We start from the raw sequence: 25100 nt of genomic DNA, 5'->3' as shown, positions 1-25100 counted from the left end.
TTATGGAAATGTAAGATTATCTCCATTACTCCAGAATGATTCAAGGTCATAAAATCTCCTTATTTCTGGTTGAAAAATATTTACAATCAAATCACCGTAATCTAGTAAAGCCCATTTTGCTTCATTAACTCCTTCTTTCCTTATTGGTTCAACTTTAGCCTTCTCTCTCAGCTCTCCCTCTACAGAGTTAGTTATGGATCTAACTTGTACATCTGATAACCCTTCTGCGATCAATATCCATTCACTTATGAATGACACCTTGTCAATTTTTATAAGTTTTATATCTTTGGCCTTTTTTTCATCACAAGCTTTAGCTGCCATTAAAACCAAACTTTTATTGTCCATATACATTTTCGCTAGAAACTGATTTTTCTGAACCTTCTTGCTGAGACAATTCTGATCTAGCTTTTTCTGCACTTTTTCTTAAGGCATCTAATCTATCCTCAAAGAAACTTCTCTTTTTCTTTCTTCGAGTTTTCTCAATTAACTCCTTCAATGCTCCGCCAAGACTTTTATAAGCATTTGGGATACTGTATCCAAATCTACAAGCAAGATCTATAGCTCTTTCATCAGCAAAAATAGCATCTTGGAGTTTTTTTTCAGAATTATTTTTTATATATAATCGATAGCCTGCAAAACTTGATAAACCAAGAGCAAGTAATAAAAGTAGCCCATCTTGTACCCACAACTCCCCTATCGCTCCTCCAAGCCCTATAGCAAGAGCAGCCATTTCCCATCCATCTCTAGGAATTGTGTCATTTTGAATTTTTCCTACTTCGTGCCAAAATAATAAATTTCTGTGGTCAATTGCAAAGTTATCCCATTCATCTAAATCTATTTGTATTTCTACTTCGTCACGACCAATTTCCTCAAGCGTTATTAAAGGTGGGTCTATAGCAGCAGCAGCTTCAATAAATACCCAACTTTCATTCTCTGGAGGCAACAAACTTTTAAGTCGCTGAAGTTCGCTCATAAATAATTAATTTCTTTCAATACTATAGAAACAAATGTTGCTTTTCAAGTAACTTGATTAAAATCTGATGATTTATAAGTAGCATGAAATAAATGAACGTTTTAAATTATGCCTCAAAGAGGTGATCTTAAAAAAATTCTAATTCTAGGTTCAGGCCCGATTGTTATAGGACAAGCATGCGAATTTGATTACTCTGGCACTCAAGCTTGTAAAGCTTTAAGAAAAGCTGGTTATGAAATTATCTTGATAAATTCAAATCCGGCATCAATAATGACTGACCCTGAGATCGCTAGCAAAACATATATTGAACCATTGACTCCTGAAATTGTCTCTCAGATCATTTTAAGAGAAAAACCGGATGCAATTCTTCCCACCATGGGAGGTCAAACCGCTTTGAATCTTGCCGTTAAGTTATCAGAGTTAGATTTCTTGAAAAAAAATAATGTTGAGTTAATTGGTGCTGACTTAAAAGCTATTAATAAAGCTGAAGATAGAAAGCTGTTTAAAGAATCGATGGAAAAAATAAATATAAATGTTTGTCCATCTGGTATAGCATCTAACTTACATGAAGCTAAAGAAGTATCACAAAAAATTAACTCTTATCCTCTTATAATAAGGCCTGCATTTACTTTAGGTGGTGTAGGAGGTGGAATAGCTTTTAACCTTGAAGAATTTATCGAATTGTGTAAAACAGGTTTAGAGGAAAGTCCAAGTAATCAAATATTGATTGAAAAATCACTTATTGGATGGAAGGAGTTTGAATTAGAGGTGATGAGAGATACTGCAGATAACGTAGTAATAGTTTGCAGCATTGAGAATTTAGACCCAATGGGTGTCCATACTGGAGATTCGATTACTGTAGCTCCTGCGCAGACTTTAACAGATAAGGAGTATCAGAGATTGAGGGACTTGTCATTGAAAATTATTAGAGAGGTAGGCGTTGAAACCGGAGGAAGTAATATTCAATTTGCAATAAATCCTACTAATGGAGAAGTAATTGTAATAGAAATGAATCCTCGCGTGAGTAGATCCTCTGCTTTGGCCAGTAAAGCAACTGGATTTCCCATAGCAAAGATTGCAGCCTTATTATCGGTTGGCTTCACACTTGATGAGATTATTAACGACATTACAAAAAAAACACCTGCATGTTTTGAACCTTCAATTGATTATGTAGTTACCAAAATTCCTAGGTTTGCCTTTGAAAAGTTTAAAGGTTCGTCAAATACCTTAAGCACTGCCATGAAATCCGTAGGCGAGTCAATGGCAATTGGTCGCTCTTTTGAAGAATCATTTCAGAAAGCATTAAGGTCCTTAGAAGTAGGTGTTTTTGGCTGGGAATGTGATTTGCTAGATGAATTTAAGAGCGAGAATCAAATAAAGAATAGTTTAAGAAACCCCACATCGGAAAGAATTCTCATAGTTAAAAAAGCTATGGAGCTAGGGAAAACTAATTCTTTTATTCAAGAAGTTACTAATATAGATTTATGGTTTATCGAAAAATTACGTCATATCTTTGATTTTGAAAATGATATTTTGAAAGGGAAAGAACTTCATGATCTAGATAGAGATTTAATGCTAAATGCTAAACAATTAGGCTTTTCAGATCAGCAGATAGCTAAGTTAACTAATTCTGATTTTTTTGAAGTAAGAAGATATAGAAAAGAATTGAATATATTACCAATATATAAAACTGTTGATACTTGTTCCGCAGAGTTCTCATCCTCAACTCCTTATCATTATTCAACATACGAGGAGTCTTTCTTTAATTTAAATGCTCCAACTTTTGATAGCGAAATTTCGCAAAATAAAGAATCAGAAAAAATCATGATTCTTGGAGGAGGTCCAAACAGAATTGGTCAGGGAATAGAATTTGATTACTGTTGTTGTCATGCGTCATATCAAGCTTCTACAAATGGTTACAAAACAATAATGGTTAATAGTAACCCTGAAACTGTATCAACTGATTACGATACTAGCGATATTTTATATTTTGAACCTGTAACTTTGGAAGATGTACTCAACATAATAGAAGCTGAAAATCCTTATGGTTTGATTATTCAATTTGGTGGGCAAACCCCGCTGAAATTATCATTACCTTTATTTGAATGGCTTAAATCTAATTATGGGGTTAAAACTGGATCAAAAATTCTTGGGACTTCTCCAATCTCTATCGATTTAGCTGAAGATAGGGAGGAATTTACAAAAATACTTGAAGAATTAAGGATTAGGCAACCTTTAAATGGAATAGCGCGTAATCAAAATGAAGCACAAACAGTAGCAAAAAATATTGGATTCCCATTGGTTGTAAGACCCTCCTACGTTTTAGGAGGAAGAGCAATGGAAATTGTTAAAGATGAGAAGGAATTATCGAGATACATCTCTGAGGCAGTCAAGGTATCGCCTGATCATCCAATCCTTCTTGATCAATATTTGAATAATGCCATTGAGATAGATGTTGATGCTTTATGTGATGCAGAAGGTTCAGTTGTAATAGCTGGTCTAATGGAACATGTGGAACCTGCAGGGATTCATTCTGGCGATTCAGCTTGTTGTTTACCATCCATCTCTCTTTCAACATCCACATTAGAGAAAGTAAAGAACTGGACTAAATTAATTGCAAAAAGATTAAATGTTGTTGGTTTAATTAATTTGCAATTTGCAGTTACTAATTTAAATAATAATGAAAACAAATTATTTATTCTTGAGGCAAATCCAAGAGCTTCTAGAACGGTCCCATTTGTTTCAAAGGCCATCGGTAAACCTGTTGCAAAATTAGCTACCCAGTTAATGCTAGGCTTTAGATTAGAAGATATTAATTTTACCAAAGAATTTTCTCCAAAATATCAGGCAGTAAAAGAAGCTGTGTTGCCTTTCAAAAGATTTCCTGGATCTGATACCCTCCTTGGTCCTGAAATGAGATCTACTGGAGAAGTAATGGGTTTAGCTGAAGATTTCGGAATTGCTTATGCTAAATCGGAATTGGCAGCAGGAAATGGTGTTCCTACTGAGGGAGTAGCTTTTTTGTCTACTAATGATTTAGATAAAAAAAATCTTGAAGAAATTGCTAGGGAATTGTTGACTTTAGGATTTAAATTAATCGCAACGAAAGGTACAGCCTCATTCTTGGTTGATTTAGATATTCAAGTTGAAGAAGTGCTAAAAGTACATGAAGGTAGACCAAATATAGAGGATCTAATTCGTTCGGGGCTTGTTCAATTAATAATAAATACTCCTATAGGATCGCAGGCTCTTCATGATGATGCATATCTAAGACGTGCTGCTTTAGAATATAATATTCCAACTTTTACAACGATACCTGGAGCTAAGGCAGCCATTAAAGCAATCAAAGCGTTGCAAAGTAATAGAATTGATATTTACTCTCTACAAGAAATCCATAATTATTAAAGCTTTACTATAAGTTTTTTAGTTTTTCTCTTAATTGATTAGCTAGAGAGTTTCGACTAATTGAAAGTAATTTCAAAGTATCTTCATGCATCTTAAGTTGTGTTTCCGCTATTTGTAGTCCTTTTATAGATTCTTTTATGTCATCAGAAAGTTCATTTATCAAATATTTCTTTCCTTCAAAGGTTAAAACTGGTTTGGAAGAATCATTTGTGTTTTCACTCATGGATTTAACTTTTTAATAAATAAGATAGAGTTATAATTTTTTAATCAATTGTTTTTCACATAATTCTTTATAAATGCCTTTTTTATTTAGTAAATCAATATGTTTGCCAACTTCAATAATTTCGCCTTTATCAAAGACAACTATTTTATCTGCCTCTTGAGTAGTGGCTAATCTATGAGCTATTACAATTACAGTTCTATTTTTCATAGCTCTATTAAGCCCTTCTTGAACTTCTGACTCTGACTCTGCATCTAATGCACTTGTAGCCTCATCTAAAAGAAGAATTGATGGGTTCCCTAGGATTGCTCTAGCAATTGCAATCCTCTGGATCTGTCCACCTGAGAAATTTGAGCTTCTTTCATTTATCTTGGTTTCATATTTATCAGGAAGTTTTTGAATGAAGTGGTGAGCATTTGCTTTCTTTGCTGATTCAATAACTTCTTCTGTGGTAAAACTCCTTCCCATTCTTATTACATCAATAATTTTTCCTGAAAATAAAAAAGGCTGTTGTTGTACTAATGCAATATTTTTTCTTATATCTTTTGTATCTAATAATTTCAAATTTTTATCATCAATAAAAATGTCTCCATTATTTGGAGTTATAAATTTCAATATCAATGCCATCATTGTACTTTTACCTGCACCTGAGGCTCCAACGAAAGCTGTAACTTTACCTTTTTTTATTTCTAAATTTATATTTTTAAGAACTTGATTATCTTTTTTGTATTCAAAATTAACTTCTTTGAAACTAATTTTACCTTCAATATTAGCTATCCTTGTTAAATTATCTTTATCATCTTCGATAGGTTCTAGATTTATGTTTTTCAACCTTTTTATAGAGGCTTCTGCCTGTTTATAGTCATTAAAATTTGTACTTACATGACTTATTGGATCAATGAGCATCAATATTGCAGCAAAAAAACTACTAAATTCTTCACTAGTTAAAAGACTTAGGTTAATTCTTGCCGCTCCTAAACCTAATATCGCTAATATTCCAAATGCTTCTATAAAGCCGACAACTGGATGCTGAAATGCTAGTAATTTTAATGTTTTATATTTTGCTTTTTTATTTGCACTTAATTTTTTATAAAATCTATTTTTAATCCAATTTTCTGCAGCAAAAGCTCTTATCGTCGACATTCCATTTATTGATTCACCTATTAATCCTGCTAAATTACTTGTTGATTCTTGACTCTTTTCAGATGCGAATAAAACTCTTCTTCCAAAACTATTAACTGAAAAAATAATTAATGGTGCCAAAACAAACGTTGATAATGTGAGTGACCAATCTAAATAAAACATATATATTATTACCGCTAATAGTTGTAAGGTACACGGAATAGTATCCTGGACTGTTTTATAAATAACTTCGCTTACTCTATCGGCATCTTCTGTCAGTCTATATGTGATATCTCCAGCTGATATATTCTCAAATGAATTCATATCTATTTTTTGAATTCTGCTAAATAAATTTCCTCTCATTACTTCGCTAATTTCTAAAGATGGTTTTGCTATAAAAACATCCTGCCCAAATTGAGCAGTTTTTTGAATTAAAAATACTAATAAAGAATTAACTATTATGTTAGAAACTTTTGAAAGATCTCCAGATCCAATTGCTGGGATTAAGTTTCCAGCTAAATAAGCTAGTAAAGGCCAACAAGCTACGTAAATAAGCATGCATATGAATCCCTTTATAAACCTATTTGAATATGGTCTGACTGGTGGTATTAGTCTCAAGATATTATATATTTTAGTATTTATCCTACTTTATCAATATCTTTGGGTATAAAAAACAATGAAATTAGATCAATTCTTAAAATGGAAAAATTTGGTCTCCTCTGGTGGAGAGGCAAAAATCTTTATTAAATCTGGCTCTGTCAAAGTTAATGGTGTAATTGAAACTAGGAGAGGCAGAAAATTAAATAAAGGAGATAAAGTTATATTTCTAAAAAATGAATTAATTTTTGAATAGTTGGCCTATTCAACTCAATTTATATTAATATAATTTTCTTGGAGATAGTATTTTGAGAAAATCTGTTATTGCTGGTAATTGGAAAATGCACATGACTTGTGCTGAAGCTAAGTCTTATTTGGAAGAGTTTATACCTTTAATAAAAAACATAAGGGATGATCGTAAAGTCGTCATTGCACCACCCTTTACAGCTATTTCAACCTTCTCTAATCATTCTGACTTTGATTATTTAGATATTTCTAGTCAAAATATTCATTGGGAAGATGAAGGAGCATTTACTGCGGAAATATCTCCAAAAATGCTTCTTGAACATGGAGTCTCATATGCAATAGTTGGTCACAGTGAACCAAGGAAATATTTTAGTGAAAGTGATGAACAAATTAATAAAAGAGCAGTTTTTGCTCAATCTAGTGGACTTACTCCAATAGTTTGTGTTGGAGAAACATTAGAACAAAGAGAGAGAGGAGAAGCTGATAGGGTTATTACTAGACAGGTTGAACAAGGGCTTGAAAATACAGATCCATCAAATTTAATTGTTGCATATGAGCCAATTTGGGCTATTGGGACAGGTAAAACATGTGAGGCTAAAGATGCTAATAAGATATGTTCCATGATTCGAAGATTAATAGGTTTCGATGATGTAATTATTCAATATGGAGGATCAGTTAAACCTAATAATATTGACGAAATAATGTCAATGAGTGATATAGATGGAGTCTTAGTTGGAGGGGCTTCATTAGATCCAAATAATTTTGCAAGAATTGCAAATTATCAATAATAAAAACCCATGGCCAAAAGGCTGGCGACAGAAAACTTCAATTATGGGGGTTATTAATTTAACTCCTGATTCATTTAGTGATGGTGGAGATTTAAATTCTTCAAAAAAATTTTTAGATCAAGTTAATCATTTTTTATGTAATGGTGTAGATGTTATCGATCTTGGTGCTCAGAGTACGAGACCTGGGGCTGAAGAAGTTGGTTCTAATATAGAAATAAAAAGATTGATTCCCTATCTGAAATTAATAAAATCTGAATATCCAGATGTTTTAATTTCTATTGATACTTTTAATTCTGAGGTAGCTTACGAAGCTCTTTTAAATGGCGCTAATTGGATAAATGATGTTACTGGAGGAAGAAGGGATAAGGAAATTCTGGATGTAGTTTCATATTTTAATTGCCCATTCGTGATAACTCATAGCCGAGGAAATAGTCAAAATATGAATAAACTTTCAAAATACGATAATCTATTGAGTGAAGTTAAGTTCTCACTTGAGAATTTGATAAAAAATGCTTTAGATAAAAATATATCTAAAGATAATATCATTGTGGATCCGGGTATTGGTTTTTCAAAGGATATAAATCAAAATCTCGATATTTTAAGAAACTTGGATGTATTTAAAACTATAAATTTACCAATTTTAATTGGCGCATCAAGGAAGAGATTTATAGGAGAAATTTTAAATGAAATAAATCCTAAAGAAAGGGATATAGGCACACTAGCAATAAGTTGCCTCTGTTCACAGTTTAATATCGATATTGTGAGAGTTCATAATGTGAAGATGAACTTTCAAATTCTCAAAGTTGCGGATAGGATTTACAGAAAATAGATGGTAATTATTCTTTGACACCTTCAATTTTATCCTCAACCTCTTGGTAAAGTTCTTTTAACTGTTCAATATTTTCGTCTGAAGTTTCCCAATATCCTCGACCATTCACTTCTAGTAAAGTTCCCACTATTCTTCTAAAACTATTTGGATTTAAATCCATTAGTCTTTTCCTCATTTCTTCGTCATTTATAAATGTTTCATTAGTTTCTTCATACACAAAATTATCTACTTGACCACTAGTCGCACTCCAACCGAGGGTATAATTAAGTCTGTTAGAAAGCTCTCTTACTCCCTCATAACCAGATTTAAGCATACCTTCGTACCATTTGGGATTTAGAAGTTTTGTTCTTGAATCTAATCTGATAGTCTCTCCAAGTGTCCTGACTTGAGCATTAGAAGTAGTGGTATCTGCTATGTAGCTACTAGGTTCTTTTCCGTCGTCTCTAAGCGTTTTAATTAATTTGGTTGGATCTGAATCAAAATAATGACTTACATCTGTAAGAGAAATTTCTGAGGAATCAAGGTTTTGGAATGTAACATCTGCTGTTTTCATGACAGATTCGAATACTTCTCTTTTTTGATTCATTTCACCTGGATTATCAGCATTGAAAGCATATGTCTTGCGAGATAAATACATTTCTTGTAATTCATTTTCTTCCTCCCAAGTTGAATTTTCTACAGCTAAATTAACATTTGAACTGTAGCTACCACTAGCATTAGAAAATACTCTCGACGAAGCTTCTCTGATTGAAGAGCCTTCTTTTTCTGCTTGTTCTAATGAATGTTTTCTTACAAAATTTGACTCCAATGGCTCATCAGCTTCGGCAGCTAACTTTACAGCCTGATCTATTAACGCCATTTGATTAATAAATAGATCTCTAAATACCCCAGAACAATTTACTACCACATCTATTCTGGGCCTACCTAATTCTTCTAAAGGAATTAATTCTAATTTGTTGATCCTTCCAACAGAGTCTGGTTTTGGTTTTACCCCTACAAACCATAAGATTTGTGCCAGTGATTCTCCATAAGTTTTAATGTTGTCAGTACCCCACAAAACGCAAGCTATTGTTTCAGGCCAAGTACCTTGTTCTTCCTTTTGTCTTTCAATTAATTTGTCAACGACAGACTTTGCAGCAGCGACAGCTGCAGTAGTTGGTATTGATTGAGGGTCTAATGCATGGATGTTTTTACCGCTAGGCAAAACACCTGGATTTCTTATTGGATCTCCTCCTGGTCCTGGTAAAACATAATTTCCATCTAATGCTTTAATGAGGCTATCCATTTCTTGATCTGCACAAACTTGTTCTAAGCAGAAGAGTAAATAATCAAATAATTTATTTAATTCTGTTTGATTTACTTCATTAAATCCATTTAATCTACAAACTCTTAACCATGGAGTTGGTAGATTTAGACCAAATACTTTTAGAAAGTCAAAAAGTTTAGCAAGAAGTGATTTTTCTAAATAAACTCTACCATCAACAATTTTTAAGGAGTTAACCATTGCAAATATTGATTCTCTTGCTGTCTTTATGATTTTTTCATTTAACTCTACAAATTTGAGTTCACCTTTATTATTCCCATCATAAATTTGGTCAATAGTCAGATTTAAGGACTCTGCGAGAAGTCCTGGGAGTGATCTTAAGCCCTCTTGCTCTCTTTCTAATGAAGCAATATTTACAAGGGTTGCTACAGCTTCTTCAGCTGTTGGGGCTTCTCCAATAGTATGAAGACCACAGGGTAATAATCTACTTTCTATTTCCATTAACTGTTTATAGATATTACCAACAAATAGATCTCTTTCATCTAGAGAAAGTTCTTCTACGTCTTTTGAAGGGAGCTCAACATCTTTATCAAGATTGCATTGCTTAGAAGTCTCGACTATTGCATTAACAATTTGAATTCCCCTACTATTTTCTCTAAGTTGTTGATAGGAACCAACAAGTTCACTGAGTTCTTTAAGTCCTTTGTAGAGTCCAGCATTTTCTGCTGGAGGAGTTAGATAGCTAATAGTTGAAGCGTAGCCTCTTCTCTTTGCAATTGTTGCTTCAGAAGGATTATTTGCTGCATAGTAATACAAATTAGGCAATGATCCAATGAGAGAATCCGGATAGCATGTATCACTCATACCCATCTGTTTGCCAGGCATAAATTCAAGTGAACCGTGAGTCCCAAAGTGTAGAACAGCATCAGCTGCCCAGATTTTTTCTACATAAGTGTAGTAAGCAGCAAAACCATGATGAGGACTAGCACTTCTTGAATAAAGTAATCGCATTGGATCCCCTTCATAACCGAAAGTAGGTTGTACTCCTATAAAAACATTTCCAAAATGTTTTCCATAGATAAGAAGATTTTGTCCGTCACTATTTAAATTGCCAGGAGGTTTACCCCAGTTTTCTTCAAGTCTTTGTGAATATGGTGTGAATTCCTCGTATTCTTTTACTGACATTTTATGAGCAATATTTAATTCTGGAGAACCATCCATTGCTTCAGGGTTGTTAATTACTTTTTCCATTAATTCTTTCGAATTGCTGGGAAGTCCCTCTATTTGATATCCTTTCGATTTCATTTCAAGAAGTACTCTGTAAATTGAACCGAAAACATTTAAGTATGCAGCTGTTCCGACATTTCCTTTGTCTGGAGGAAAACTAAATACTGTAATGGCTAATTTTTTATCTTTTCTTTTCTTTACTCGTAAAGTTGACCACTTTATAGCTCTTTCAGCGATTACATCAACGCGATCTTGTAGTGTATGAGCCTTACCTGTAGCATCGTCACGACCTGAGAGAATGATAGGTTCAATAGCACCATCTAGTTCTGGAATTGCAATTTGAAGCGCCACCTGTACTGGGTGTAATCCTAAGTCGCTATCCTCCCATTCTTGAGTGGTCTGAAAAACCAATGGAAGTGCAACCATATAAGGTCTGTTTAGCCTTTTTAGAGCGTCAATAGCTTTAGGATGATCTTGTCTTGCTGGGCCTCCAACTAGTGCAAACCCTGTTAAAGATACAACTCCATCTACAATAGGTATATCTTTATTAATTGAATCAAAATAAAATTCATTTACTGGTTTAGAAAAATCTAGACCCCCACAGAAGATAGGAAGTACTCTGGCTCCTCTATATTCCAATTCTTGAATAACAGCAACGTAATGTGCATCATCTCCAGTAACTATATGACTCCTTTGAAGTACTAATCCTATTGTTGGCGTTTTGTCATCTTTAGGATGGATATCTTGCCTGTTATTTTCCCAATTTTGATATTCTTGAAGACTCTCAAACATAGAAGGAGCTAGAGGATGCCAAATTCCTAAATCTGGGAATGTTTCAGGGTCCTGTATCTTGAATTCTTCTATTTGCTCTTTTATGTTTTCTGAAACTGCATATTTTTCAGATATCATTAACAAGAAGTTTTTTAAGTTCTCAGTGGTGCCGCCTAACCAATACTGAAAACTAAGAATAAAGGTTCTTGCATCTTGAGCTTTTTCTACAGGCAGATATTTAAGTATTGAGGGAAGAGTATTTAATAATTTCAACATTGAATCTTGGAAGCTTGCTCCATCAGATTCTTTTTTCTTTTTTATTAAATCTCCGATAATACTTTTAGATTGACCAAGTTGATTCATGCTAAATGAGCCTAACTTATTTAATCTCATGACCTCAGGCATAGAGGGAAAGATAATCGATGCTTTAAGTTTGTCTTTATATGGAGAAACTGCATCAACTACTTTTTGCGCAAGATCTTCTATAAATATTAGGGAAGCAACAAATATATCTGCATTTGCTATATCTTCTTTAAAATCCTCAAAATTCTTTTCATTTCTAAGTTCTTCTATAAGATAGCCGCTAAGGTCTATACCTATTGGGCCATTCATTTCATTTATTGACTTTGCAGCTTCCGTTAAGGAATTTTGGTATTGTGGCTCAAGGACAACATAAACAGCTTTTATTACAACTTTGTGTTTGTTATCCTCAACAGGAGATACTCTGCGGTTTGCCGAGCGGACCTGCGTAAACATTGATTTTATTTAAGTATTTTTACCAGCCTACGAATGAAAAGACGTTATTGTGTGCAATATAAATAGCGTGTAACAACCTTTAAAAAAAAATTTTTTACAAAAATGATTGAAAATTCTAAAAAACCTATACCAGTACTAGTATCTGGAGCTTTAGGTAGAATGGGAAGCGAAGTTGTGAATACAGTATTAAATTCTACAGATTGTGAACTTGTTGCAGCAATTGACATAAACGATAAGAACAATGGGTCAAATATTTCTGAATTATTAAAGGTAAAAAGTTGTGAAGTTTTTGTTTCAAATGATTTTGAGGGAACTTTATGTTCTGTTAGTCAAAATTACAGAAATGAAAATATTAAACCAGTCTTGGTTGACTTTACTCATCCTGATTCTGTTTATGAAAATACCAGATCAGCTATCGCATATGGTATATCGCCAGTCGTAGGAACCACAGGTCTTACTCTTTCCCAAATAAAAGACTTGTCTATTTTTGCTCAGAAAGCATCTGTTGGTTGTGCGATAATACCTAATTTTTCAGTAGGTATGGTTCTTCTTCAACAGGCAGCTTCTGTCGCTGCAAGGTTTTATGACAATATTGAATTAATAGAGATGCATCATAATCAAAAAGCAGATTCTCCTAGTGGAACATGTATAAAAACTGCAGAAATGATTGAAGAATATCCAAAGAAATTTAATCATGGTTTAGTCAAAGAGTCTGAGTCATTGAAAGGTGTGAGAGGAGGACTCAGAGATTCAGGAATAAATATTCATTCAGTAAGATTGCCAGGATTATTAGCCCATCAATTAGTAATTATGGGATCTCCTGGTGAAACTTACACAATTAAGCATGACACTATTGATAGAAAGGCATATATGCCGGGTGTTTTACAGGCTATTAAAAAAATAGGTAAATATGAATCTCTAGTTTACGGACTTGAAAAATTGATTTTTTAAAATGCTAATTCCAATTAATTCAAATCAAATTTCAAAACTTATTCCTGCGGTTGGTACTGGAAGTCAATTTAAATATGCTTTGGGTAATCCAAGAAAAATTCTTCAAAGAGTTATAGTCTCCTCAATTGGTGGATTTATCTCATTAATTATTAGCTCAACTGGAGATCAAACAAATAATTTTTGGTTATTGCTTTGTGTCGCCTTCTTTTTATATATTATGTGGGGCCCAATTCTTGAATCAAGTAGAAAAAATTTACGAATAAGAAAATATAAATTTTTTTCTATATTTGATGGTTACGTATCAGATATCTATAAAACAGAAAAGATTGAAAGTTCTAGAGAACAATCTAATAGGCAAGGGAGATTAGAAGTAATCGAAAATAAAAGGACTTGGTTAGTACTCGAATTAGAAGACGAAGATGGTTATTTAGAAAAGTTAAGTTTCCCTATGGAAAATAAACATAGTCAAATTAGAGTGGGTTCGAGCATCAGATGTTTATTAACATCTGATAATCGCAATTTTGACAGAGATTTTTATTTGACCGATGCCTGGTTGCCAGAAATTAATTTATGGGTTGGAGAGTACCCCTACTTATTAAGACCAGCATTTGAGGAAATTTGCTATATTTATTTGAATAGATAGTTGAAATTAATATTATCTGATGCAAAATAAATTCAATTTTAAAATTGTTGGCTCTGGTCCTACAGGTTTATTACTTTCAATTGCACTTTCAAAATTTGATTGCAATATTTTTTTAACTGATTTATTAACAAAAGATAGATTAATTGATAAAGATAAAACTTATGCAATTACTCATTCAACAAGAAAAATCTTATCTAAATTCAGACTTTGGGAAAAATTAGAACCATATTTATTTGGCTTTGATACCCTTTCAATTTCAGATAGCGTAACTTCTTCTTTTACCAATTTATCAACTTCTGATTTAGATGATGATATAAGTTCTGCTGAAAATATTGGCTGGGTAGTTAAACATTCGGATCTCATGAACGTATTTTTTCAAGAGATTGATAATTATGAAAATATTTTTTTTATGTCGCCACAGAAATTATTAAATAAAAAAATTGTATTTGATTACCAATTCTTTTCTACAGGAGCAAACTCTCTTGATAAAAAATTGTTCGATTTTATAAATATAAAAAGATCTTATAATCAGTCCTGTTTAACTTTTAAGGTTTCTCTTAGGGGTAATTGTGAAAAGCGTGCTTACGAAATTTTTAGAAAAGAAGGACCTCTTGCATTATTACCTTTAGAAAAAAACTTATATCAAGTGATTTGGACTTCCAGTACATTAAAGTCAATTGAGAGGTTAAATTCTGATAAGAATTTTTTAATGGATAATTTATCAACTTTACTGCCTGATGAATTTAAGATAGATCAAATAATTGGTGAATTTAATATATTTCCTGTTTCTTTATCATTAAATTTTCAATTTTTTAATTTTAAAAAATTAGTTTTTGTAGGTGATGCATTTCATACATTTCATCCTGTAGGTGGTCAGGGTCTAAATGTTTGCTGGAGAGATGTTAACACTATTTTTGATCTTTTTAACAAAAATAATGATGTTACTAAAATGCATTTGATGTTATTTAAATTTAAGTATTTTTCACGCAGAATTTTAGATATTATCATTACTATTATCATAACTGACTCTTTGATATGTATTTTTGCAAATAGAAACTATTTTTTATTTCCCATAAGAAAATTTTCATTTTTACTATTAAATAATTTTATTTTTATAAGAAAGTTAGTCCTTAATCAAATGACTAAATCTCTTATTTATTCAAGAATTAAATAAAACTCATGAATAATTATTTATCAAAGAATATGATAATTTATTTACTTGAAGAGATAGGTTTAGATGAGTCATCAATAGAACTTGGTCTGAAATTATCAATAAAAAATAATACTTCATTACCAATCTTATTATGGAGTTATGGAATGCTAACTAATGAAGAACTTGATAAGTTATATTCATTTTTATTTGAAAAAATGGAATAATAATTCTGTTATAATTTAGTTATAGCTTAATCAAGAACAATTACTTTTTTAACAAAAGGAAATCACATATCAAGGCAATCTATAGAGAAACTTGATTTATTTTTATTAATCCTAGAGACCATAGATTTAAATGGGATACAATCCCTTTACGCTTTATCAAATAGACTTAATTTAAATGATGTTTTGCCAAATAAAGTAACTATTTGGAAACTTAGGAATAATAATCCATTGAGAAAATCATATTTGAAAAACAATATTAAATCAGAGGAATTTGATGCCTTAATTAAAATTACTGCTGAAATGTCGAGATATTTATATCCTTATATCCGAGAGTTACTTCAATCTAAAGAAGATCTTGAAAAAAATTCAGTTATTTGGAATGATTTTAAAAAAAGATTTTTAGAGTTAATTAACGAGAGGTTTAACATAAATAGTATTAGAGTAAAAAAACTCTTAAATCAAACTGTAAATGATGAGATTATTATAAAGTCAATGCTTACATTATCACTTTGCATCTCAAATCAGGGTTATCAAAAGTTGAAAAAGCTTTTATTCAATTTTTAATATCATGCAGAATAGATTATTGTTTAATCAATCTTCAGTTAATCTCGAAATCATAGGATTACCCGATTTTTCAAATAATGAAAATAATGATCAAATATCAATAATTTCACAATGGAAATTAACCATAATTGATAAACCACTTATTGAAGGTAAACTTGAACATTTAGTGCCAATTATGGAGGCATTTTATATTTATTCAAATCTTCTAATAAATAACGAAAACCCTTTATATGAATCAAAATTGATTGATATAAAAGCCGAAAATCTACACATACATAACCTTGTTCTTAAGAGTTCTAAGCCAGAGGTAAAACCACTAATTATAAAAATTGGCAATTCATTGTTGTCAGATATCATAAATTGTTTTGATCAGTTAAATGAATCATCAAGAGTCAGAATTAAAAAAACTGGTGTTTTTAATGATATTCCTAAAAAAGTAAGATTTAGCTTAAACAATAAAGTTAAACTTTTCAATTTTTTTCTACACCCGGTTATTGCAATTTGTTCTTTAACTCTAATATCTTCACCTTTTATGTATTTTTATAATCCTGATGTCGTTAATGATAAAAAAGAACTAATTAATCAAAAATAAAAACTTAATAGCATCATTACTACAAAAACGTTATTATAGGAAAATTCTCTTTTTAGAATAATTATTAATTTATTCTTTGAGCTTTGATATATGGCAGATTTAAACATCCCAAATTTAAATAAGAAGTCGGATAAATATATTTTTAAAAAAAAATTAAGTTTAAGAAGAAAATCTAAAAAAAGACTTTTTACTGAATCTGCATTTATGTTTTTTATGAGTCTTTTTTTAGTTTATATAAATTATTTAATACCTAATAAAAATATGCTTTTTCAAAATTTGCCTATTAATTTAAATAAATCTTTTATATTAATAATTGATCTTTTTTCTTATTTATACGATATTTTTCTGGTTATTTTTCTTTTGACTTCTACTTTGGTTACATTAATTTTATTGGCAGGTTCTCTTTATAGATTATTTAGGATTACAAAGAGAAAAACGAGAATGATTAGTTATAAATAATTTCAGATTGGTTGCATTAAACCACCACCACCAGAATCAGAATCATCGTCATCATTTTCTGCTTCTGTTCCGAATAGTGCATATGCACCAAGTATAATTGAAGACAAAATTATTGATAAGGGTAGAATCGAATTTTGAATTCCGACGTCTATATATTCACCCATGTAATAAAATTTCTTATAAACCTAACCGAAAATAAACTCTTTCGCGGATTTAAAATAATTTTTTAATAATTTATTCTTTTTTGATAAGAAGTTCTTTGTCAAAATTATTTATTTCTTTGATAAATAACCCAAACCAAAACATTAATTGATCAATTTGATTTTGAATTTCAGTAACTCCTAAACCTCTTATAGTTATTAAGGACCATTGTTCCCCCTGCTCAAAATTAAATTTATTCTGAACTCCACTAGGTAATGAATTTCTAAGTATTTTAAAAGTAGATTTTTTCAATTTAGTTTCTATAACGATGTTGGGTTTTTTAAGTTTAATTTTGCTAAATCCACATCTTTTAGAGAGTAACTTCAGTCTCATCAACATAATTAATGCTTCAACAGGTTTGGGCAATGTTCCATATCTATTAATCCAGTCTGTGGCTAATTCAGTTAATTCATTATTATTAGAACATTCAGTAGCTGATTTGTAAGCCTCAAGCTTCTCTTCCCTGTTTAATATCCATGTTGCAGGTATAAATGCATTTATTGGAAGATCAATTTGTGTGTCGCTAACTTCTGGTATTTCTTGACCGCTTATTTCTGAAATTGCTTCGTGTAGCATTTCTATGTATAAATCATATCCAATAGCATTAACCTTTCCACTTTGTTCTTCTCCTAGTAAACTTCCAACACCTCTTATTTCCATATCTTTCATTGCAAGTTGGTATCCACTTCCTAATTCCGAGAAATCTTTTATTGCTTTCAATCGTTGTTTCGCAGCGTCATTAATTTTATTTATATTTGGATAAAATAACCAAGCATGTGCTTGTACTCCACTTCTACCAACTCTTCCTCTAAGTTGATAAAGTTGTGATAGACCAAATTTGTGAGAATCTTCAATAATAATTGTATTTACTTTAGGGATATCTAATCCACTTTCAATTATTGTTGTACATATCATTAGATCTACTTCGCCATTATTGAAGGCAATCATTGCATTTTCAAGCTCTGTTTCGTTCATTCGCCCATGAGCAACAATGAATTTTAAGCTTGGAAACATTTTTTTTAATTTGTTTACAGCTTGATCAATATCAGAAATTCTTGGAAGAACATAAAAAATTTGACCTCCCCTATCAAGTTCTTGATTAATGGCAGTTCTTATAACATCCATATCTATTTCAGATAAATATGTTTTTATTGATCTTCTTGATGGAGGAGGAGTATTAAGTAAGCTCATTTGTCTTAGTCCAGATAAGCTCATATAAAGAGTCCTTGGAATTGGAGTTGCCGAGAGAGTTAAAACGTCTATATTGGTTTTGATTTTTTTAATTTTCTCCTTTTGCCTTACTCCAAATCTTTGTTCTTCATCAATAACAAGTAGTCCTAAGTTTTTAATTTCTAATTCTTTTCCTAAAATTTGGTGCGTAGCTACAACCAAATCAATTTTGTTATTTTTCAAGCCTGCATAGATTTCCTTTCTTTCATTAACGGTTTTGAATCTATTGAGTAATGATACTTTTATTGGGTAAGGTGTAAATCTATTGTTTATTGTTCTCCAATGTTGCTGAGCTAGGATTGTTGTGGGTGCTAGTAATATTACCTGTTTACCTGATGTAATAGCCTTAAAAATAGCCCGAACAGCGACTTCTGTTTTGCCAAATCCTACATCTCCACAAACTAGCCTATCCATTGGCTTATCGCTTTCCATATCAGATTTTATTTCTTCTACAGCAGTAATTTGATCAGGTGTTGGTTGATAAGGGAATGATTCCTCTAATTCATCTTGCCAAGGACCATCTTCTGGGTAAATGTACCCCTTTAATTTTTCTCTCTTTGCATAAAGTTTTAAAATATCGACGGCAACTTTTTTGATTTGTTTCTTATTTTTATCTTTTATTCTTTCCCATTCCGTCCCTCCTAATTTATTTATTTTTGGCTTTATTTTTCCGCTTGATCTATACCTGTTAACACTACCAAGTTGATCAGCGGCAACACTTATCTTCCCATCCTGATACTGAATGACTAAATAATCTCTTGAATCTCCAGTTATATTTATTTTTTCTATTTTTAAAAATTTTCCTATTCCATGATTTTTATGAACAATAAAATCACCGGGACTAATCTTATTTACATTTATATTTGAATTTACACTTCTTTTTTTTCTTCTGATGAATACATTATTAAAAAGAGATTGTTGTGAAAATAATTCTTTATCTGTTATCAGGACAACTTTCCATATCGGAAGATAAAAACCTTCTATTTCATAATTGTTCTTATTTTTTAAAATTAAAGGAGTTGAATTATTAATTGACTTAAATGCTTCTTCAATATCATTAGGATTGTTTAAGAAGTTTGTATTACATTCGTGCTCAAAAAGTAAAGTCCTAGTTCTTAATGGCTGTGCGGATAATATCCATACTTTTTCATTATTTTTTATATTTTTATTTATATCATTGGATAATTTTCCTATATTTTTAGAGTATGAATTTATTCTTTTATCATTTAACAAAAACTTATTATCAATATTGACTTTAGATTCAAATTCATAAAATTTTATCAAATTAAAATTTCCTAGAGAATTTAATATTTCGTCAAACTTTAAATGTAAATTAGGTTTGGCCTCTAAATCAATATCATTATTTTTAAGGTTCTCATTTAATTCATACTCACAATTATCAAAATTACTTTCTGAATCTAGATACCAATTATTTGCAAATTTCGTACAATCTTCTAATTCATCAATTACAAGAATTGTTTCTCTATTAATAAAATCTATTATATTTGAGGGTTGTTTTTCAATTATTCCTAAATAACGATCAAGATTATTTTTATTTATATCTTCTGAATTAAAAATACCATTCTTAGAAAAATTATTTAACTTATCTTTTATTAGCAAATCAAATCCAGCCTGTATTATTTCAATATTATTTATACTTTCTAATGTTTTCTGTGTATGGGGATCATATTCTCTTATCTTCTCAATTACATTATCAAAAAATTCCAATCTTATAGGAAACTCATTATTTACAGGATAAATATCTATTATTTCCCCTCTCCTACTCCAGAATCCCTCTGTTGAAGTTACATTATCCTTCGTATAACCAAGCAAAGTTAGTTTATTTGCTAATTCTTGAATCTCGATTTGAACCCCTTTTTGCAAATCTAACTTGTTTTCAATTAATAAGTTTTTATTTATTAGATGAGGTTGTAGTGATCTCTCTGTTGTTATAACAATATTAAGTTCACTTTTCTCTTTTTTTCTTAATTTGGTTAAAACAGTAAGCTGAGTAAATTCAATCTCTTTGGATTTATTAATTGATGAGTATGGTAGATGTTCTGTTGGAGGATAATATAAAACTTCTTTATCATTTATACTTTCAAAATAACCAATCCATTTGTAGGCAATTTCTACATTAGGACAAATTAATAATATATTTTTTTTCTCTTTTTTTGCGATGCTATCTAAGATTATTGATTTTGCATATCTACTTGAACCAACAATATTTAATTCATTATTTTTTGAAATTCTTTTTATTAATTCAGAAGTAATTTGTGAGTTCGAAATATAATCAACTAAAGTTTTTAAACTCATTTATATATATTAATCTTGAATACAATATCGGATCTATTATATTAGATTTTATAATGATTGTGAATAATATTTTATGGATTCGGCTGCAATAAATTCTTTTATACCCACACTAGATCAGGTAGACAGTTGGTATGAAATCTTTACACTTTTACCAATATTAATTGCTCTAGAATTATTATTATCAGCAGATAATGCTGTCGCACTAGCTTCTCTTACTAAATCCCTCGACAGTTCAGAATTAAGGTCAAGAGCCTTAAATATTGGCATAACAATATCTTTATTATTTAGGATTATTCTGATCATATTATCTAATGTTCTTCTCAAGTTTATTTTTATTAGAGTTTTTGCTGGTTTTTATTTAATATACTTATTCTTCTCAAATGTTTTTTTAAATTCAGATATAGAAAACACTGAAAATGGGACAAATAATAATAAAAATAATTTTAGGTTCTTAAGGGTTGTAGCGCTTCTTTCAATTACTGATTTTGCTTTTTCAATAGATAGTATCACTACTGCAGTAGCTATCAGTGATCAATACATATTAATTATATTTGGAGCAGTGATTGGAGTATTAGCCTTAAGATTTACATCGGGGATTTTCCTAAAACTTCTGGATATATTTTCTAGATTAGAAACAGCCGGTTACGTAGCAATTTTAATAGTGGGGATTAAACTTTTACTAAATACTTTAATTAAAGAATCCATTCTTCCAGACTATTATTTTTATTTTTTAATTCTTTTTGCCTTCATTTGGGGATTCTCTAAAAAAGAATCTAAAACTTAATCTGAGAGATATTCACCTACTGTTGGATTTAACTGTTGTATCAATTGCTTTTTGCTAGAAATGTTTTTGCCTTCAAGTTTTGCTTCTAACAAAATAATCGGATCAGTTTTAGTTGAAATTATTATCCCTTCATTTTCTATTACAGCAAGAATAATACCTGGTCTTGAATAATTGCTCATGAAAAGGTATTTTTCATTTTTAATTTCATCACTACTCAAAACTTTGATTTTAAGTATTTTTAGGTTCTTACCTCTAAAAGTTGTATTTGCTCGTGGGTATAATCCTTTTGTTTTTTGAGAAATTTCAATTGCCTCATTACCCCAATCAACCCTAAAGTCTGATTTTTCAATCATTCTTGCGTAAGTAATTTCTCTTCCAAGGGAATTTTGTTTTGTTAATTGAGAATTAGTATTTTTATAAATATTTTCTTCGATTAGTGATGTGGCATTTAAAAATAATTTTGCAGATAAAATACTAAGTTTTTCTGATAGTGTATTTAAATTATCGTCATTACAAATTTTAATTTTTTCTTCCAATAATAAGTCGCCAGTATCTAGTCCCTCATTCATTTTCATAATTCCTACACCAGTAAATTCATCGCCTTTTATTAGTGACCATTGGATTGGGGCTGCACCACGCCATCTTGGGAGTAATGAAGCATGTGCGTTCCAACATCCAAATTTTGGGATTTCCAATATCTCTTTGGGTAATATTTTCCCGTAAGCTATAACAATAAATAGATCACATGATAGTGATTTAAGTTCATTTATAAAATCTATATTGCCCCTGATTTTTTCTGGAGTATAAATTTTTATAGATTCTTGCTCGGCAAATCTTTTAACAGGTGAGGATATTAATTTATTTCCCCTAGATCTTTTCTTATCGGGTTGGCTAACTACTCCAATTACCTCGTGCTTAGATTTAATAAAAATATCAAGGCTCAAAATTGAATATTCAGGTGTTCCCCAGAATATAATTCTCACGCGTCACCAGTTATTGATAATTCATCTACCCATATATGTGGAGAAATTCCACTTGTTGTTACTTCTTGGTTTGATTCAATATTTACTATATTCTTCAAAAGATATTTGATATCCCCCGCTACAGTTGCAGATTCTATTGAGATTTTCTTACCGTTTTTATAGAGCCATCCATCAAATGGAAGAGAGAATGAACCTTGACTTGCTCTGACACCTGCATGGATTGCATTTAATTCTTCAATATAAACAAATTCTCCCTCATAAGTAGAGTGATCTAATGCTGTTTTTAGATTTGAGTTTTCCTCTGATTTCTCAACTACTATCCAATCAGGAGATACTGAGACTTTTGATCCTAGTCCAGCGTGGCCAGTGGGCATTGTTTTAAATATTCTTGCAGTTGATTCAGAATGCATAAAATTTTCAAGTCTCCCTTTGTTAATTAAACATAGTCTTTTGGTTGGAGTTCCCTCTCCATCAAATGGTGATGAAGAAATATTCTGTTCGTGAAGACCATCATCATAAATATTAAGTGCTTCTGTAGATAGTTTCTCTCCAATAGAATTTTTATTAGATAAGCTAACTCCATCTAAAATGCTTCTAGCATTAAACATTGAACTAAAGGCATTAATGATCGTTAAAAAAGACTCAGGGGAAAAACATATTAAATATTTATGAGTTTTAATAGATGAATAATTTAAATGAGAAACTGTTTTATTAGAAGCGTCTTTAATACACGACTCTATATCTATATCTTCAACTCCATATCCAAGTTTTACAGAACCTGAGCTACGAGGTTTCTTATTTTTCTCTTCTGCTCTTGCATATAAATAGAGTGCAGCTTGACTTTTAGTATAACTCCGAAAGGCACCATCACTATTTGCATAAACTCTCTCATAAAAACTCTCAGATAGACCATTATAAGGAACAGATTTTATGGATTCATGGCTTTCTAATAGTTTTACTTCCGCTTCTCTTAAAAGAGTAAGTAATTTTTTTATACCAACAGGATTTCTTTTTTTTGAGTCCTTAACTTTAATAGGATCATTGGCTAGTGGTGAAAATTCTGTTCTTTCATTCTTGTTGCCAAAATCAGATGCAATATTTGCTTGATTTAGAGCTTTTTTAATACCAGATTCACTTATATCACTAGTTGTTGTAATACCAACTAAATTAGATTCGTTCCAAACTCTTATAGTTATAATTTGCTTTTGTGATGCCTTAAGTTGTTTAGCCTCACCTTTATCAACTTGGACAGAATAATCATTAGAAAAGCTTGCACCATAATCCCATTTTTTAAGATTTAGAGAATCTGCAGCTTCAGAGATTTGAGTTGTTATTTCTTTTGAATTCATATCCTATCTTCCGCCAACAGTGATTGAATCAACCTTAATATGAGGTTGGCCTACAGTTACGTTGACACTTCCACTGATGGATCCACAGAATCCAGGAGCTAATTCGAGGTCATTTCCGCACATTGATATTTTTGGCATAACTTCTTTAGCCTCACCAATCAATGTTGCTCCCTTTACTGGATTAGTTAATTTTCCATTTTTAATAAGATATCCTTCTTCTACTGCAAAATTAAATTGTCCTGTAGCACCTACACTGCCACCACCCATTGATTTACAGTAAAGACCATCACTAATACTATTGATTAAATCCTCTTTCGAGTGCTCACCTTTAGCTATATAAGTATTTCTCATTCGTGAAGCTGCAGCAAAAGAATAATTTTGTCTTCTTCCACTTCCTGTTCTTTTATGGCCAGTTCTTAATTCACCTGCCCTGTCGGATATGAATTTTTTTAAAATTCCATCTTTTATAAGAACTGATTTTTCGGGTTCCATACCTTCATCATCTACTGATAATGAACCAAAGGATCCCTCTGAAATTCCTTCATCTATTGCTGTTACAGATTCATGTGCAATTTTTTCATTCAATTTATTCTCAAATGGTGTTGTTCCTCTCTCTATTTGAGTAGTTTCAAGTAAATGACCGCAGGCTTCGTGGAATATAACACCACCAAATTTATTAGCTAACACAACAGGCATTTGTCCCGCATCAACATAATCTGCATACAGCATGTTCATTGAGCTTTCGAATACATCATTAGCTGCTTTTTCGTGATCCCATAATCTGAATTCATTAGGCATTCCTGACGATCCAAATCTTCTACTTCCACTAGATCTATATTGGGCATCACTAGCAATCACGTTGAGCCCAACTGTTTGATGCAACCTAATATCTGATACATAGGTTCCATCGCTGGAGGCTATAATTACCTCTTGAAGATTTCTTGAGTAACTTCCTTTTCTAGTTATTATTTTATTATTTTTTTTAAGAGACTTTGTGCTGACTAATAGTTTTTCACTTATCTCATGAATCGATGGAACTTCATTAATCCATTTTTTCTTGGATAAACTATAGTCCCTATGTTTATCTAGGCCGTTAAATACTTCTCTTTTTTTATTATCTGTTATGTCTAACATCTCAATAGCCTGAGATACCGACCTCATCAAGCCATTCTTTGTTAAATCATTTGTACTTACAAATCCATCCTTTTTATCTTTGAAGATTCTAATACCAGCACCCCTTCCAAATGATGGACTTACACTTGTAATGAAATCATCTTCAGCTAGAACGCTTGAGTTGTCTGTATTCTCTATAAATATTTCTACAAAATCAGCCCCAAGTCCAATACCATAGAAAATAATTTCTTCTAATAAATCTTTATTGCAACTACCAAAAATTATTTCATTTGATTTGATTTGTGACGAAAGCATTTGAGTTTATAAATCTTCTCTGTAT

General features: G+C 31.2%; 21 protein-coding genes. 11 read left to right on the top strand and 10 right to left on the bottom strand.

What is annotated here, in order from left to right:
* The gene (gene rsfS, locus HA143_RS05250; RefSeq protein ID WP_209083844.1) at positions 1-345 is read right to left on the bottom strand and encodes a ribosome silencing factor; all 345 of its coding nucleotides are present in this window, start codon (positions 343-345) and stop codon (positions 1-3) included.
* Positions 335-973: a DUF3318 domain-containing protein gene (locus HA143_RS05245; RefSeq protein WP_209083842.1), complete on the bottom strand. Its 639-nt coding sequence runs from the start codon at positions 971-973 to the stop codon at positions 335-337. Before HA143_RS05245 ends, rsfS begins: the two co-directional genes overlap by 11 nt.
* A 108-nt stretch (positions 974-1081) precedes the next feature.
* On the opposite strand from HA143_RS05245, the gene carB reads away from it, so the two are divergent.
* Positions 1082-4378 (top strand): carbamoyl-phosphate synthase large subunit, encoded by a 3297-nt coding sequence (gene carB, locus HA143_RS05240; RefSeq protein ID WP_209083840.1) that lies wholly within the window; start codon positions 1082-1084, stop codon positions 4376-4378.
* 7 nt (positions 4379-4385) lie between these two features.
* Here carB and HA143_RS05235 read toward each other — a convergent pair whose 3' ends face one another.
* Positions 4386-4601, bottom strand: coding sequence for a DUF6447 family protein (locus HA143_RS05235; RefSeq protein WP_209083826.1), 216 nt, complete (start codon positions 4599-4601; stop codon positions 4386-4388).
* A gap of 30 nt (positions 4602-4631) precedes the next feature.
* Complete coding sequence (locus tag HA143_RS05230) at positions 4632-6278, bottom strand: ABC transporter ATP-binding protein (protein WP_245210901.1); 1647 nt, start codon at positions 6276-6278, stop codon at positions 4632-4634.
* A 118-nt stretch (positions 6279-6396) separates the two neighbouring features.
* On the opposite strand from HA143_RS05230, the gene HA143_RS05225 reads away from it, so the two are divergent.
* The 3 genes from HA143_RS05225 to folP are packed head-to-tail and all read left to right on the top strand — an operon-like array spanning position 6397 to position 8180.
* On the top strand, positions 6397-6573 hold the full coding sequence (locus tag HA143_RS05225; RefSeq protein WP_002807913.1) for an RNA-binding S4 domain-containing protein: 177 nt from the start codon (positions 6397-6399) through the stop codon (positions 6571-6573).
* Between the two features lie 52 nt (positions 6574-6625).
* Positions 6626-7351: a triose-phosphate isomerase gene (gene tpiA / locus HA143_RS05220; RefSeq protein WP_209083818.1), complete on the top strand. Its 726-nt coding sequence runs from the start codon at positions 6626-6628 to the stop codon at positions 7349-7351.
* A complete protein-coding gene (folP, locus tag HA143_RS05215; RefSeq protein WP_209084495.1) occupies positions 7335-8180 on the top strand; it encodes a dihydropteroate synthase in 846 nt (281 codons plus the stop codon). Before tpiA ends, folP begins: the two co-directional genes overlap by 17 nt.
* A gap of 7 nt (positions 8181-8187) precedes the next feature.
* Here folP and HA143_RS05210 read toward each other — a convergent pair whose 3' ends face one another.
* Entirely contained in the window at positions 8188-12198 is a 4011-nt protein-coding gene (locus HA143_RS05210; protein ID WP_209083816.1) for a magnesium chelatase subunit H, read from the bottom strand.
* A 102-nt stretch (positions 12199-12300) separates the two neighbouring features.
* Here HA143_RS05210 and dapB point away from each other — a divergent pair, with 102 nt between their 5' ends.
* The 6 genes from dapB to HA143_RS05180 are packed head-to-tail and all read left to right on the top strand — an operon-like array spanning position 12301 to position 16325.
* Positions 12301-13149: a 4-hydroxy-tetrahydrodipicolinate reductase gene (gene dapB, locus HA143_RS05205; RefSeq protein ID WP_209083814.1), complete on the top strand. Its 849-nt coding sequence runs from the start codon at positions 12301-12303 to the stop codon at positions 13147-13149.
* A 1-nt stretch (position 13150) separates the two neighbouring features.
* Positions 13151-13792 carry a hypothetical protein gene (locus HA143_RS05200; RefSeq protein ID WP_209083812.1) on the top strand — a complete coding sequence of 214 codons (642 nt, stop codon included), beginning with the start codon at positions 13151-13153 and terminating at the stop codon, positions 13790-13792.
* A 19-nt stretch (positions 13793-13811) separates the two neighbouring features.
* Positions 13812-14966, top strand: coding sequence for an FAD-dependent monooxygenase (locus HA143_RS05195; RefSeq protein WP_209083811.1), 1155 nt, complete (start codon positions 13812-13814; stop codon positions 14964-14966).
* Between the two features lie 5 nt (positions 14967-14971).
* Positions 14972-15169, top strand: a complete 198-nt coding sequence (locus tag HA143_RS05190; protein WP_209083809.1) for a DUF2949 domain-containing protein — start codon at positions 14972-14974, stop codon at positions 15167-15169.
* A 39-nt stretch (positions 15170-15208) separates the two neighbouring features.
* Positions 15209-15733 carry a DUF3038 domain-containing protein gene (locus tag HA143_RS05185; protein WP_348534778.1) on the top strand — a complete coding sequence of 175 codons (525 nt, stop codon included), beginning with the start codon at positions 15209-15211 and terminating at the stop codon, positions 15731-15733.
* Positions 15734-15737: 4 nt separating this feature from the next.
* A complete protein-coding gene (locus HA143_RS05180) occupies positions 15738-16325 on the top strand; it encodes a DUF4335 domain-containing protein (protein WP_209083806.1) in 588 nt (195 codons plus the stop codon).
* Positions 16326-16786: 461 nt separating this feature from the next.
* Here HA143_RS05180 and HA143_RS05175 read toward each other — a convergent pair whose 3' ends face one another.
* Positions 16787-16948, bottom strand: coding sequence for a hypothetical protein (locus HA143_RS05175; protein WP_209083805.1), 162 nt, complete (start codon positions 16946-16948; stop codon positions 16787-16789).
* Positions 16949-17018: 70 nt separating this feature from the next.
* A complete protein-coding gene (gene mfd / locus HA143_RS05170) occupies positions 17019-20531 on the bottom strand; it encodes a transcription-repair coupling factor (RefSeq protein WP_209083803.1) in 3513 nt (1170 codons plus the stop codon).
* Between the two features lie 73 nt (positions 20532-20604).
* On the opposite strand from mfd, the gene HA143_RS05165 reads away from it, so the two are divergent.
* Positions 20605-21315, top strand: coding sequence for a TerC family protein (locus tag HA143_RS05165; protein ID WP_209083795.1), 711 nt, complete (start codon positions 20605-20607; stop codon positions 21313-21315).
* Here the strand turns inward: HA143_RS05165 and fmt are convergent.
* The 3 genes from fmt to HA143_RS05150 are packed head-to-tail and all read right to left on the bottom strand — an operon-like array spanning position 21312 to position 25075.
* On the bottom strand, positions 21312-22298 hold the full coding sequence (gene fmt / locus HA143_RS05160) for a methionyl-tRNA formyltransferase (protein WP_209083793.1): 987 nt from the start codon (positions 22296-22298) through the stop codon (positions 21312-21314). The two genes, HA143_RS05165 and fmt, sit on opposite strands and share 4 nt — an antisense overlap.
* Complete coding sequence (locus tag HA143_RS05155; protein ID WP_209083791.1) at positions 22295-23647, bottom strand: TldD/PmbA family protein; 1353 nt, start codon at positions 23645-23647, stop codon at positions 22295-22297. The genes fmt and HA143_RS05155 overlap by 4 nt, the downstream gene beginning before the upstream one ends.
* A gap of 3 nt (positions 23648-23650) precedes the next feature.
* Positions 23651-25075 carry a TldD/PmbA family protein gene (locus HA143_RS05150; protein WP_209083789.1) on the bottom strand — a complete coding sequence of 475 codons (1425 nt, stop codon included), beginning with the start codon at positions 25073-25075 and terminating at the stop codon, positions 23651-23653.
* Positions 25076-25100: the final 25 nt, after the last annotated feature.

This window comes from Prochlorococcus marinus CUG1415 (assembly GCF_017696015.1).
In the GTDB taxonomy this organism is placed as follows: domain Bacteria; phylum Cyanobacteriota; class Cyanobacteriia; order PCC-6307; family Cyanobiaceae; genus Prochlorococcus_A; species Prochlorococcus_A marinus_AE.
This window is presented reverse-complemented; position numbering and strand designations above follow the sequence as displayed.